Annotated in this window: 12 protein-coding genes; 6 read left to right on the top strand and 6 right to left on the bottom strand. The window is 50.8% G+C overall.

What is annotated here, in order from left to right; translation table 11 throughout:
• Nucleotides 1-172: 172 nt before the first annotated feature.
• The 4 genes from MKY64_RS14125 to MKY64_RS14110 form a co-directional block, all read right to left on the bottom strand.
• On the bottom strand, nt 173-1,078 hold the full coding sequence (locus tag MKY64_RS14125) for an AraC family transcriptional regulator (RefSeq protein WP_339313862.1): 906 nt from the start codon (nt 1,076-1,078) through the stop codon (nt 173-175).
• Nucleotides 1,079-1,350: 272 nt separating this feature from the next.
• Nucleotides 1,351-1,506 (bottom strand): hypothetical protein, encoded by a 156-nt coding sequence (locus tag MKY64_RS14120; protein WP_340953596.1) that lies wholly within the window; start codon nt 1,504-1,506, stop codon nt 1,351-1,353.
• Nucleotides 1,496-1,891: a hypothetical protein gene (locus MKY64_RS14115; RefSeq protein ID WP_340953595.1), complete on the bottom strand. Its 396-nt coding sequence runs from the start codon at nt 1,889-1,891 to the stop codon at nt 1,496-1,498. Before MKY64_RS14115 ends, MKY64_RS14120 begins: the two co-directional genes overlap by 11 nt.
• A gap of 2 nt (nt 1,892-1,893) precedes the next feature.
• Nucleotides 1,894-2,220, bottom strand: a complete 327-nt coding sequence (locus MKY64_RS14110; RefSeq protein ID WP_340953593.1) for a hypothetical protein — start codon at nt 2,218-2,220, stop codon at nt 1,894-1,896.
• 228 nt (nt 2,221-2,448) lie between these two features.
• Here MKY64_RS14110 and MKY64_RS14105 point away from each other — a divergent pair, with 228 nt between their 5' ends.
• The 3 genes from MKY64_RS14105 (at nt 2,449) to MKY64_RS14095 (ending at nt 5,070) form a co-directional block, all read left to right on the top strand.
• Nucleotides 2,449-3,279, top strand: a complete 831-nt coding sequence (locus MKY64_RS14105; protein WP_340953590.1) for a copper amine oxidase N-terminal domain-containing protein — start codon at nt 2,449-2,451, stop codon at nt 3,277-3,279.
• Between the two features lie 35 nt (nt 3,280-3,314).
• Nucleotides 3,315-4,163 (top strand): DUF1835 domain-containing protein, encoded by an 849-nt coding sequence (locus MKY64_RS14100; protein ID WP_340953587.1) that lies wholly within the window; start codon nt 3,315-3,317, stop codon nt 4,161-4,163.
• Nucleotides 4,164-4,578: 415 nt separating this feature from the next.
• A complete protein-coding gene (locus tag MKY64_RS14095) occupies nt 4,579-5,070 on the top strand; it encodes a DinB family protein (protein WP_340953584.1) in 492 nt (163 codons plus the stop codon).
• 66 nt (nt 5,071-5,136) lie between these two features.
• Here MKY64_RS14095 and MKY64_RS14090 read toward each other — a convergent pair whose 3' ends face one another.
• Nucleotides 5,137-6,813, bottom strand: a complete 1,677-nt coding sequence (locus MKY64_RS14090; protein WP_340953582.1) for an ABC transporter substrate-binding protein — start codon at nt 6,811-6,813, stop codon at nt 5,137-5,139.
• A gap of 123 nt (nt 6,814-6,936) precedes the next feature.
• Here MKY64_RS14090 and MKY64_RS14085 point away from each other — a divergent pair, with 123 nt between their 5' ends.
• From MKY64_RS14085 to MKY64_RS14075, 3 genes are all read left to right on the top strand, one after another.
• Entirely contained in the window at nt 6,937-8,475 is a 1,539-nt protein-coding gene (locus MKY64_RS14085) for a DUF4153 domain-containing protein (protein ID WP_340953580.1), read from the top strand.
• A gap of 64 nt (nt 8,476-8,539) precedes the next feature.
• Complete coding sequence (locus tag MKY64_RS14080; RefSeq protein ID WP_340953577.1) at nt 8,540-9,238, top strand: Crp/Fnr family transcriptional regulator; 699 nt, start codon at nt 8,540-8,542, stop codon at nt 9,236-9,238.
• A 166-nt stretch (nt 9,239-9,404) separates the two neighbouring features.
• Entirely contained in the window at nt 9,405-11,108 is a 1,704-nt protein-coding gene (locus tag MKY64_RS14075; RefSeq protein WP_340953574.1) for a methyl-accepting chemotaxis protein, read from the top strand.
• Nucleotides 11,109-11,161: 53 nt separating this feature from the next.
• On the opposite strand, the gene MKY64_RS14070 is transcribed toward MKY64_RS14075, so the two are convergent.
• Nucleotides 11,162-12,244, bottom strand: a complete 1,083-nt coding sequence (locus MKY64_RS14070) for a nucleotidyltransferase domain-containing protein (protein ID WP_340953572.1) — start codon at nt 12,242-12,244, stop codon at nt 11,162-11,164.
• Between the last annotated feature and the right edge of the window lie 185 nt (nt 12,245-12,429).

Genomic DNA, 12,429 nt, shown 5'->3' with positions numbered 1-12,429 from the left:
AGTAAAGGCAAAAGCAAAGCAAAAGCAAAAGCAAAAGGGTTTGCTTAATTGCACTCGGTACATCTTGTGTTCAGTGATTTTGAATTTGATGCTTTACTAACTTTGCAGAAGTACTTCTAAAGACAAAAAGAGCGCGGTGACCGGACATTCCGGACACCGCGCTTTTCCATAACTATTCCCCGACTCTATACCAGAGCTCACAATATTCATAGCCGTCTGCGCTTGTACCATACATCTCGAAATTACCGCCGTCCAGAATCGTATAGGTTGAGGTTGGCAGCCATTCCGAGAAGATCCGGTTCTTCAATGACTGCAAATCGTATTTGCCGCTGCCGTTCCCGTCATGGAGTGTTGAGAACACGGCCCACGTAGACGCGGGAACATCAACGACAGTGTATCCGTTCACCTGGCTGCCTGGCGCTCTGTAGCACCCGATTAGATAAGGGAAGGTCATGTTGCTTGTGAAGGTGTAGGCATCGAAGGCAAAGACTGCTCCAAGTTCCTTGCTGAAATTGCCTTCGTCTCTCCAAGCCCCGCTTACTGATTGGGCTAAACGTTCGAACTCACCATTCTTGCAGATATTTTGCCAAACCTCCGGGATCGTTACGCCCGCTTCATTCGCAATAGTGTCGTACTGGTAGATGTCCTCCAGCCCATACACTTGAAAAGCATCCCGTTTCTCCATCCGGTAATTCATTCCGGTCACTCCCTTTAAGATGATTTGAAAGGAGATGCGCGGATAGGCTCTTAACTCACTTCCGGCATTACGCGCTAATGTAGGCGTCATTCCATGCAGATTCTGAAATGCACGGGAGAAGGCTTCCGGTGATTCATACCTGTACTTCAAGGCTATCTCCATCACAGTGTTTTTTCTGTCCTTTAGATCAAACGCAGCCAGTGTCAGCCTTCTGCGCCTGATATATTCGGATAAGGGGACATCAAGTACAAATGAAAACATACGTTGAAACTGGTAAACCGAACATAAGGCGATTTTAGCGATTTGATCGTAGTCAATGTCTTGTTCCAGGTTATCTTCAATATAGCTGATCGCCCGGTTCATTCGCTCCAGCCACTCCACGCAATCCCTCCTTTCGTAAGAAGCATATCATCCGGTAGTAATCGTAGCCTGATTATCCATGCAGCATATTGTCAGGTGGTCATCTGAGCTGGAGCCGCTTTACTTTGGGAATAGTCTTGGCTCCAGGGATCGTTTGGACTTTCGGACGCTGCGGCTCCTACAGTTCCAAACATCCCTTCCGCCACTCCTCCCAATCCACGAAATTGAGATTTTCTTTATCCTTCAGGCTCCATTCAATTATAGTTTTCACAAGGCCCGGCGTTATAACGTTGTCATCCCACAACTTCATAGGAAACATTAAATTTTTTATCTTCCGAAACAATAAATAGTTTGATCCGTCCGTGCTCTTCATCATCTTCTTTGACATACCAGAAATAACTCTTTTCGCCATGAACGAACTTTCTTCTTCCCTTTTTATTAACACCCAATATGTTCGTCCCCGCATTCGTAAATAATTCTATTTCCGATGTTCCACTTCATGAATAAATTAATATCCTCAATAGAATCGCGAACTCTCCATTCATACTCTTTGTTTTCGCGGAGCTCTCTCAGAACAATGGGATTAACGATGTGTTTCTCTAATTGTCCCTTTGTCCTTGCAATATATGCGAATCCCAAAACCGCATTAGCCCGAACAGCAGCTGATTCATGGTTAGAGAGCCGGGCACAAATATCTTGAGCGAACTTCCAGTTCGAATGGTATTCACCGACAGAAAGAGGGAGCGTTAGAAGATGAGCGGTGTCATTTCTTTTTAGACGGTCCTTTATCTCCTCGCTGGAGAGATCATTGAGCGGTTTATAAATTCTGGACATTTTTAGTATAATTCTCCTTCATCCCCTTGTACTTTGGCATTAAGTTCAATTGCAATCTCCTTCATCTTATCAATCACATTGCCTTCATTGGCTCCGGAAACTGTAAGTCTACCATTAGAATAACGAAAAGGAACCGTTACTTCATCAACCTTCCATATGAAAAAATCACCACTTATTGATATTTGAAATGGGCCAGATGTTGTGAAAATATTCGAATACTCGAAATCATTTTTATTCAAAAATATATCCTTTAACTCGTCAAGTGAAATGGGGTTTTCCGTACTCTCTGTCCAATGATTTGCTCTTGTAATATGAATATCATAGCTCATAATAATAATCTCCTTTGCAATAACTTCACTCTAATTATAAATATCTCAAGTCAGTATTCAAACGGCTTTTACGTGTTCAAGCTGAGAAAAGGCATGTCACGAAAATGACACTGCATCCCTGTGCCGGTTGTTAGATTTTAGTAGAGAGGCGCAACTGATGTGGAAATTTGGAGTAATAAGAAAGATGATAGAAAAATATGAAATAGAGGAAAAGAGAGGATGTTTGGGATGAAGACAGGTAAAAAAGTGTTGACAGCCTTACTGGCTGCGGGGTTGAGCTTCGCCATGTTGACGGGTGTGAATCCGGGAAAGGTAGAGGCAGCGGCTAAGAAATACCCTGCGCTTCTGAAAATCAACGATTATTATGTGCTCTATACAGCACCGAAGGCGCCATATGTGGATGCCAACTACCGGACGATGATCCCGCTTCGCTCCATTAGTGAGCTGATGGGGGCGAAGGTCAGCTATGATGCTAAGGCTAGAACAGCTGCCATCGAAAAGGATAGTGTAACGGTTAAGTTCACTATTGGTTCCAAATCTGTTTCGGTTAACGGGGTTGCCGGGTCAATGGATACGGTTCCGGTGATGGAGCAGAATTCGATGTTCATTCCGGTCAGTGTGCTGGCCGGACGTCTGGGCATTGTGAGCAAATGGGATCAGTCGAATCAGCTCTACACGCTGACGGGTGAAACCTTGATGCAGACGGATATGATCAAGTATTCTTTAGAGGACATTGAGCAAGGTCCCTTCACTTCCCCGCCGGGGAAGATTATTAGCGATGATGCGTTCCGGCCAGTTTCTTACACCTTTGATCCTGAAAAAGGCAGCTTTACGGTAAAGGCGAAGAATATAACAGGTAAGGATGTTTCTGAAGGAGCGGCGGATGTAGCAGCGTATATACTTTATGATGATCAATTGATTCAGTTTCCGGCACAGAAGCGGGAAAGACCAGCTGTTCGTAAGGATGGAACGATTGAGGTTACCGTTAAAACCGAAACACCGAGTACTCCAGCTTATTTACTTGTAAAAGGGCGCCTGCTCGACCGTTCCGGAAATTAATTTCAATTTCGATTTTGAATCAGAGGTGAATCCGTTTGAAGGACACTCATATTCACATTCTCTGCGGCGACTCCTTCGGAGGCAGTGTGAAGCAGGTGCTTAAAGAATTTGGCTGGAAGGATACGCATAAGCTGATTATCCTGCGGGAGAATTATGCTATAGGTCCGCTGGAGCAGTTGGATACGCCAGTAGGGAGGAAGCTCCGCAGCGACTGGTTCCGCCAAAATATAACGGAAAACTATAATGTCTCATATGATTGTGAAGAAGAGTACACGGAGCTGCTGGACAATCTGGAGCAGATTCCCGAACTGGCCCAAATTGTGATCTGGACCAGTGGCAATGCTTGCGAGCAGACTGCGCTGCGGCTAACCGCTCATCTGCTGGGGAACAGACAGAATGAGATCATAGTGTGTGATGCCTGCGCAATCTGTGAGGAACTGTTCAACCGGCCGGATGCTTATATAAATTACTATCATTCCGGTGAGATTCCGTCAGACAAGCTCCGGGAAGCACTTCTGCGAATTGATGAGGGCAACAGGTTGAGTGCTGGCGATATCGCGCGGGTGTCTCAGGATTGGCTGACGATTTCCGGGCAGTCCGGCGTACTGCGAATCTGGCAAGAGAATGCCCTGCTGGAAGTGCCCGCTGATTACTACGACAGCTATCTGCTGGAGAAGCTGGACTCGCTTCAGCCGCCGCCAGGGGATGATGGATTCCTGAAATCAGCACGGCTGGTCGGTGAGGCGCTCGGATACTGTGAGCAGTATGTCGGTGATGCTTATTTTGAGTACAGGGTGAGAGAGCTGATCTATAGCGGGGTGCTGGAGATTAAGGGCGTTCCCACAGCGATGAGATTCTATAGCATCCGACGAAGAAAAGGGTAAGGTATATAGTATATAGAAGCACTAAAGCAATTAACAAAAAGCAAAAGAATATGAGAGGGATTTTGGAACTCTGGGGGCGATAGCACCCGCTATGTCACGGGATTTTCCGCTTTATAAGAAGCACTAAAGCAATTAACAAAAAGCAAAAAGAAGCGGAGGGGAAATTTGGAACTGGAGGAGCGATAGCGTCCGCCTTTGTGTTTGGATTTCTACCGCGAGGAGCGGCTATAATCTGGAAATCCAAACACAACAGCGGCCGGAGGGCCAAATGTTCACCGCAGCGACGACCATGCTTGGAGTTCAGATCTTAAGTGCATTTTATATAGCAGCGGTTTAATCAGCAACAGCGGCCAGCAGTCCAAATGTTCACCGCAGCGACGACCAAGCTTTGAGTTCAAATCTAAGGAGGACAACCATGCAAACCTTATTTCGTTATAACTGGCAGGTCCGCGAGGAATGGTATCAATGGTGTGAGGAGCTGCCGGAAGAAGAACTTGTGAAGACACGCATTGGCGGGGTGGGCGGAATCCTGCAGACGCTGGTGCATATTGTGGATGTGGAATTAAGCTGGGTCCGGGATATGGAAGGTAAGCCGGATATCCGTTTAGACTTCACGGAGTACAATACTTTGCAGAAAATCAGAGAGGTGGACGCACGCTTCCGGCCGGAGGTGGAGTCCTTCATAGTGGCCTGGAATGAGGGATTGGAACAGAGGATTCTAAGGGAGGAGCGGCCGGATGGGCAGGTTACCCAGCATAGATGGGGCGAAGTGATGCGCCATGTTGCCGCGCATGAGATTCATCACATCGGCCAGCTCTCGATCTGGTCCAGGGAACTCGGCCGGAAGCCAGTCTCGCCTAATTTGGTGCGCAGAGGTCTGGATACGTATTTACCCGGTACAGAATAAAGGAGGCTGCTGGTCCTAATATAGTCTGGCGGTGTAGTCAGCCTCCCCCGAACTTCTACTTCATATCTACAGCTCCGGCGGAAACCACAGATGGCGCAGATCGACCCAGCCCTGGCTGTTGAAGGTCACCCCGCGCACGGAGGGCAGATAGGCGGTCTCGGCAGGCCGTTCGTAGAGAATATGCAGCTGGTGGTCACGGGTTAGAGTATCCTCGATCACCCGGAAGCCTTCCGCCCGAACGGCGGCGTCAGGCTCCCGCGAGATCTGGCGCAGCCTGCCCTCAATGCCCGCACGGGTGCGTGGCTCGATATGCTGCGAGAGGGTCAGGTACAGGTCGTACAGCCGGAGCTGCTCGTCCTGGTCGCGGAGCAGCGAGAAGACGATCAGGTCGGACTTCAGGCGGATCGGACCTTTGAATTCCTCCGGCGACACGGATAACACCTTGCAGGAATATCCATGCTGCGTTAGTCTTGCGGCGATGTATTCGGCATCCCCGGCGTACTGCGGGATTGTGGCAATCTGCAAGACTTCAGCCGGAGGCGCTGCGAAATGCCGGAAGGGCACTCTCGGCGCTTCATGCAGACAGGACAGCAGTTCGGCACGGAGAAGGGGATCGCTTAGCGGTCCCTTTTTCTTCGTGTTGCAGGTTACGAATTTGCGGACATAGGACTCGGAGTGGATTCTGCTTAGAGAGTCTGCGCCCGCTGCTGACGGATTCGGGATGACATGGAAGGCAGATCTGGTCTCTGAGGGCTCCCGGTCAAGGCTCCATGGGACATAGATAATCTCTACACGGTCCAGATGGGCCCGCCCCTGAAAATAATAAGGGAACACCTCCAGCACACAGGTATCCTCATTCATCTCTACGACCTTGAACGGACCGGTGCCCGCAGGCCTGCGTCCAAACAGATTCTCTCCAATGGATTCCAGATCGCGGGGCACAATTGCCGCCCGGCTGGTGCAGAGGAAGGGAAGGAAGAGCTCATTCGGCTTCTTCAACAGGATGCGGACGGTAGAGGCATTCAAGGCCTGGACCTCCTGAATCTCTTTGACAATATAGCTGTACAGCATGCGCTGCGAGGTAGACATCATCCGTTCGAACGAGTAGACGACATCCTCGGCGGTCAGTACCTTGCCATGATGGAACAAGACCTCCTTGCGCAGATGAAAAGTCCAGGCCGTCCGGCTCCCGTCTATCTCCCAGGCATGGGCCAGGCCGGGGATCACCTTGCCGCGTTCACCGCTGCGGCCGACCAGCCCGTCAAAAACATGGCTCGAGACAAACGACTCCGCCAGCAAATTCATGTAGAGCGGATCGAAGGTATGGAGCTGCTGGGTGACCGGCAGCCGCAGCGTATCGATCCGCTTGTCGCTGTGCACCTCGGCATGATGCCCGAAGTAAGCCAGCAGCCAGCCTTGCAGCGTGTCCTGCAGCGATGAGGTGCGGGCATGTCCGCGGATGCCCTCCAGGGCGCTGCTGATATCCTTGCTGCTTATGGCCTGCTTCATGGATTCCAGGGCAATGTCCTCGGCCGCTGCGAGGAACACCAGCTTGGAGCGCCGCCCCCGTCCCCGGCTGGGGGTCCAGGTGATCCAGCCTAGATCGGCCATTTTGCGGATCACATGCAGTGCATTGCGGTGGGTGCAGCCAAGGGTCAAGGCCAGCTCGTCCAGGGTGACAGAGATCTCGGCCGGACCTCCATGCTGCGAATGCAGCTTCAGGAATTGACTGTGCAGCTTCATATGGGACATTCTCCTCCTGCCTAATTTATAAAATAGGAAATTAATAATATTATATTTCTCTTTTTCTTCTTATTTTATCAGCTAGAATCAGGATATGACAGTAAAAAGATGGGGGAATTTACCATGGACGAACAAACGGTATCCAAACCGGGGCTTGGGCGTGTAGCCTTACTGGCCGCATTTCTGCTTGCGATTGTGCATCAGTACCTGTTCTACGGCAAAATGCCGGGGATCTCATACCCGATTTTTGTGGTCTTATTTTATACTTTTATGCTCTATTTCGCCAAGGAGCAGCTGCGCAAGCAGACCTGGTTCAGCTATGTTTGGATGGTGTCCATATTTCTGTTGTCCCTGACCTATATGCTGTTCGGCAACTGGTTTTTCTTTGCGCTTAATATCGTTGTTATTCCGGTGCTCATTCTATTACATATGACGTATATGCTTAGTTACCGCAAGCCCGCCTGGAGCGGACTCGCACTGATCGGCGCGGCCCTTGAGCATCTGTTCCCGCAAAGTCTGCGCAACTGGGCCACGGCATTGAGGCTGCTGCGCCGGGGCAAAGGCGGGATACCGAATGAACGCAAGCAGGTATTGATGCGGGTGCTGATCGGCCTGCTGATTTCCGTGCCGCTGCTGCTGATTGTGATCTCGCTGCTCTCCACGGCGGACGGAGTGTTCAGTCAGCTGCTGGAAGCACTCCCGGGGATTTTTGACAATATTTCACTGGGGGACTGGATCTTCCGGGGCCTGTGGGTTCTGCTGCTCGGGCTGGGCATGTTCGGCTTCGTCTGGGGGTTCGTACAGAGTAAATCCTATATCCGCACTCCTCTGGTCAGTGAGTTTGATGCGATGGGGCAGAAGCTGGAAGCGGCTGAAGCAGGGGAGGAGGGTATCGGTCTTGATGACCCGGTCATTATCACTACCGTGCTGACCGCAATCAATGCGGTGTACATGCTATTTGTGAGTGTCCAGTTCTCGTATTTGTTCGGCGCCTGGGACGGGATTCTGCCGGAGAATAGTACGTATGCGGACTATGCGCGGAGCGGTTTTCTGGAGCTGATTCTGGTCACATCCATTAACTTTGCGATCTTGCTGTTGTCCTTGCTGGCAGTGCGTAAAGCGGGCGGAATTCTGAAGCGGGTCATTCAGCTCCTGCTGTATATTCTGGTGTTATGCTCCATGGTCATGCTGTATTCTGCGTACTCGCGGCTGACTCTATATGAAGAGGCGTACGGTTACACCTACATCCGGTTCCTGGTGCATGCCTTCATGATCTTCCTCGGATTGCTGCTGGTGCTGGCGGCCGTGCGGATTAGCCGGGAACCCTTCCCGCTTCTAAAATGTTACATCGTGCTCGGCCTGCTCTCCTACGTGCTGATGAACTATATAGGGATGGATCATATCATTGCGCAGCAGAATATCCAGCGTTATGAAGCAAGCGGCACACTGGATGCCAGTTACCTGGCCGGACTCTCCGCAGATGTGGTTCCAGAGCTGATCGAATTCAGCAAGCAGGAGAAGGGGATTCTGGACGAGGCGCTGCGCAGCAGACTGTCTTACCGTACTCAGCCTAAGCAGAGCTGGCCATCATTCAATCTGGCGAATCACCGGGAGCGCAGAGCGCTTGCGGAGTATTTTGCAGGAGAGGTAACGCAGAAATAGCTTCTGTGCTCAGGCTTGTGATACAGTAATTTCAGCAGAAATGACACAAGGAGAGAAGAACCTCATGCAATCGATTATAAATCCGGAGGCGGTTCGAAGCCTTACCGCGCAGAATGGTCTCACAGCCATGTTCAGCAGCAGCGCCATTGCCCAAATGGAGCTTCGGCGTTACGGCGGAGGGGAGGCAGTCTGCTCGGTTGGCGACCGGCTGGAGCATATGTTTTTCCTGATGCAGGGCAAGCTGAAGATTCATACGCTGCTGCCTAACGGCAAGTCGATGCTGGTCCGGTTCGCCCGGCCGATGTCGGTGATCGGGGATGTGGAGCTGCTGCGCCAGTATCCCGTCAAGAATGAAGTGGTCTCCGTAGGGGACAGCCTGCTGCTTGTCGCCGGAAGGAAGCTGCTGCTCCGGGAGATTGAAGACAATACAGCGCTGCTGCGTTTCCTGGTCGGAGAGCTGAGCCACAAAATGTACACGCTCGGCCAGACCTCAGCCATGAATGTGCTCTATCCGGTGGAGAACCGGTTCGCCAGCTATCTGATGTCGCTGTTCGCGGACAACACTGGCGCCCAGCGTGTAGAAGAGATCCGCACCTCCACGCTGACAGAGACCGCCGATCTGCTCGGCACCAGCTACCGGCATCTGAATCGGGTAGTGCGCCGCCTCATTGAAGATGGGATTATTGAACGCAGGAACGGCCGGCTGATTGTGCGGGATGAGGAGCGGCTGGCAATGCTTGCGAACGGGAACCTGTATGATTGAACCGGAATTAAGAGATGTAATTCATAGAACCTCCATTCCTGCTTTTGGCAGGGGTGGAGGTTTTTTTGTGCTCCCGGCAGCATATTTCAGTTTCATTTAAGAATGATGATGTACGATACGTAGAGATTACATAGCAGAGCTTACATATCGAGTGGAGGTAGTTATAATGTTCAACAGACTTAGAGGAATCCGGGCCAAAATCATGTTTGGCTTCGCCGCTGTAATTATCGTGTTCATTCTCGCTATACTAGGCAGTACTATTTTTCAGGCTAAGGTGACTATGCTTACAGAGCAGATCAACCGTAATTACAGCAAGCTGTCGATGGTACAGAAATTAACCGATGATATCCGGACGGCGGACGGTCTGGCCGCAAGGTATGTGATGAGTAATACCACGGAGGAGAGAACAGCCAATCTGACCGCCTATGAAGCCAAGATACCAGAGATTACAGCCTCAGTCGAAGAGCTTAAGGGAGCCGGTCTGAATGAAGCGGAGCTTGCAGGAATTCAGAATCTGGAGGGAGAATGGGACAATTATCTGACGGTGCTGGAGCAGGCTTTTGCCTTGGCCAAGGAAGGGAACTTCCCGCAAGCGCAGAAGTCGTTCACAAGCCTCTCCCTTACGACGATCATCGATTCACAGCTGGTGTTCGAGACGATGCTGCATGATGAAATTATGAAGGAACAGAGTCAGGCGGCAACCCACCGCAGCTCCTCTATGATTACCAGCATGGGGGTGACGGGATTATCGGTGGTACTGGCTCTGTTGATCGCATTCGTATTGTCTGCCCGGATACTGAAGCCGGTGAAAGATGTCAACAGGCAGCTTCAGGAGATTGCCGACGGCGATGCCGATCTAACCCGCAAGCTTAGTGTGCAGACGAAGGATGAGATCGGTGAGCTGGCCCGGAATTTCAATACAATGACCGATAATCTGGCAACGATGATCACCCAGGTGAAGCTATCCGCGAACGGTCTGGCGGCTTCTTCAGTGAAGCTGACCTCGGATAGCGGATTGACCGCCGAAACGACCGAGAAGATCTCCGGAATTATGGGTGAGGTCGCAAGTGGTGCGGGCATGCAGATGAATGACCTGCAGACTAACATGAACACCATTATTGAAATGTCGGACGGTATTCAGCTGATTGCTGCCAGTGTACAGGATATCTCGGAAGCTTCCCTGCGTTCTGCAGATTATGCGGTGGCCGGGGATCTATCCCTGCAATCTGCCGTCCGGCAGATGGATTCCATCAACGAATCCATTCAGTCCTTATCGGAAAAGGTTATGGGCTTCGTGAAGCGTTCACAGGACATTAGCAGCATTGTCGGGGTGATCAAGGGGATCGCCTCGGAGACGAATATGCTGGCACTGAATGCGACCATAGAAGCGGCCCGGGCCGGAGAGCACGGCAGAGGATTTGCTGTGGTAGCCGATCAAGTGCGCAGACTGGCTGAGCAGTCCGCAGATTCCGCCAATCAGATTGCTGAAATGGCAACCGGTATCCAGGCCGATGCAGATCATGCAGTGAAGGTGATGAAGAACAGCATGAACGAAGTGCTGGGGGGAACCCGGATCATAGAAGAGGCCGGGCAGTCCTTCAATGCCATCCGCCATTCGATTGATTCACTAGCGGGACAGGTTCAGGAGGTATCCGGCGCGGTAGAAGAAATCACGGCAGCGACCGAAGAGATTGTAGACTCTATCCGTAACGTTACGCATATCTCGGAGACTACAGCGGCAAGTACACAGCAAGTATCCGCCGCATCACAAGAGCAGATGGCTTCAGTGGAACAGATCGCCTCTTCTGCCAGTGCCCTCAGCATGCTGGCGCAAGGTCTGCAAGGTCTGGTAGCACGCTTCAATGTATAATTAGGCAAGCCCCCAACCTGAACGAAGGGAGGGGGCTTGATCTTGCTTATCTGTTACTTTTTCATATATTGCCGGTACAGCTCTTCACAAGTATCGTAACGCTGGGGCTGCCGGCCGACCCGCTGATATTCCTCCAGATAGTCATCCATTGCCTGGAGGAACCGGTCCTTGAACAGATCCAGATTACTTGCATCAAAATACTGCATGAGTTCGAACTTCCGGGTTCCCCGCGACTCAGTCATTTCATCCAGCAGACCCTGCGCTCCCATGGCGGCGTAGAAGGCGTAAGAAGCATCCTTACTTTCAGCGCTGGCAATGATCTTGTTGCGGTAGTTGCACCATAATTCCTCATAGGTGCCCGCCAGATTATCATAGGTAGGAACAGGCTGTTCCACATATTTCTGATACAGGGTGCTGTACAGATCGAGGATACTTTTGAGCAAAATGCCGGAGGTACTTCGGATCTCGTCCGTCGTCATCGCGCAGATCACATTCATATAGATCGTCTCATAATTCTCAGGGAGGTAGCGGTAAGCTGCGGTGTCCTCCAGGTATCTTTTCAGCCCTCTTTTCAGATAAGTATTGTTCATATGCGTCAAAGCGTTCACCAGATTGTAGACCAACTCCGCTGAAGCCAGCCTAACGGCTCCCTTATCCTCCGCAAGACAAACATTCGCGTATTCCTGCTTCGCCAGATTGATCCATTTCTTCGCCCGTTCCAGAGAATCGCGCCCCATGGGCTTCGCCAGAGTATCTCGCGCCCGTTGCTGATAGACCCTAAGCTTCTCCAGATCCTCAGGCTTGGCATAGTAGAGCACCTGCAAATCTATTAGAGAGGAGATCATCGGACTTTCAAGCGCGGCCTGTTCTTCGATCCGGGTCTCCCAAGGAGTGCAGTAGATATCATAACCGACATCCCCCAGAATGAAGCAGGACGAGATGCCCCAGCCTTGGTTGTTATTATTGATGATGATCAGATCCAGGTCGCTTTTCTCATGATAATCCCCGGTACGGCAAGAGCCCGTAAGCCCGATCACCGCAATCTCCTCTGGATAATCCCGTTTGGCCCGCTCGATCACCATGTTGATCAATTTTTCGTTTTTGGATAATAGCTCCTGCCTGGTACTTTCATTCATAGCTGATTCCTCCTGCGCTGTGGCTTGTTGTTGTATTCATTGTAAAAGCATCTGCCGTCCGCGGGTATGCCGACTTCAGTTAGGTCCATTCTCTCCCTGAGCGCTCCGTATGTACGCACATACTTTTCATAGAATACGCCATCGACCTGAGCCAGGCTCTATCTTATATTATTACCATAATTTGT

Origin of the sequence: Paenibacillus sp. FSL R7-0210, from assembly GCF_038009085.1 — a bacterium.
GTDB lineage: Bacteria > Bacillota > Bacilli > Paenibacillales > Paenibacillaceae > Paenibacillus_AQ > Paenibacillus_AQ silagei.
The sequence above is the reverse complement of the archived record's forward strand: the minus strand, read 5'-3'. Positions and strand labels throughout refer to the sequence as shown.

Bases quoted from the DNA above. Each gene is read 5' to 3' on its own strand.
- MKY64_RS14115 (WP_340953595.1), bottom strand. From the start codon at position 1,891: ATGTCCAGAATTTATAAACCGCTCAATGATCTCTCCAGCGAGGAGATA.
- MKY64_RS14110 (WP_340953593.1), bottom strand. From the start codon at position 2,220: ATGAGCTATGATATTCATATTACAAGAGCAAATCATTGGACAGAGAGT.
- MKY64_RS14105 (WP_340953590.1), top strand. From the start codon at position 2,449: ATGAAGACAGGTAAAAAAGTGTTGACAGCCTTACTGGCTGCGGGGTTG.
- MKY64_RS14095 (WP_340953584.1), top strand. From the start codon at position 4,579: ATGCAAACCTTATTTCGTTATAACTGGCAGGTCCGCGAGGAATGGTAT.
- MKY64_RS14090 (WP_340953582.1), bottom strand. From the start codon at position 6,813: ATGAAGCTGCACAGTCAATTCCTGAAGCTGCATTCGCAGCATGGAGGT.
- MKY64_RS14085 (WP_340953580.1), top strand. From the start codon at position 6,937: ATGGACGAACAAACGGTATCCAAACCGGGGCTTGGGCGTGTAGCCTTA.
- MKY64_RS14080 (WP_340953577.1), top strand. From the start codon at position 8,540: ATGCAATCGATTATAAATCCGGAGGCGGTTCGAAGCCTTACCGCGCAG.
- MKY64_RS14075 (WP_340953574.1), top strand. From the start codon at position 9,405: ATGTTCAACAGACTTAGAGGAATCCGGGCCAAAATCATGTTTGGCTTC.
- MKY64_RS14070 (WP_340953572.1), bottom strand. From the start codon at position 12,244: ATGAATGAAAGTACCAGGCAGGAGCTATTATCCAAAAACGAAAAATTG.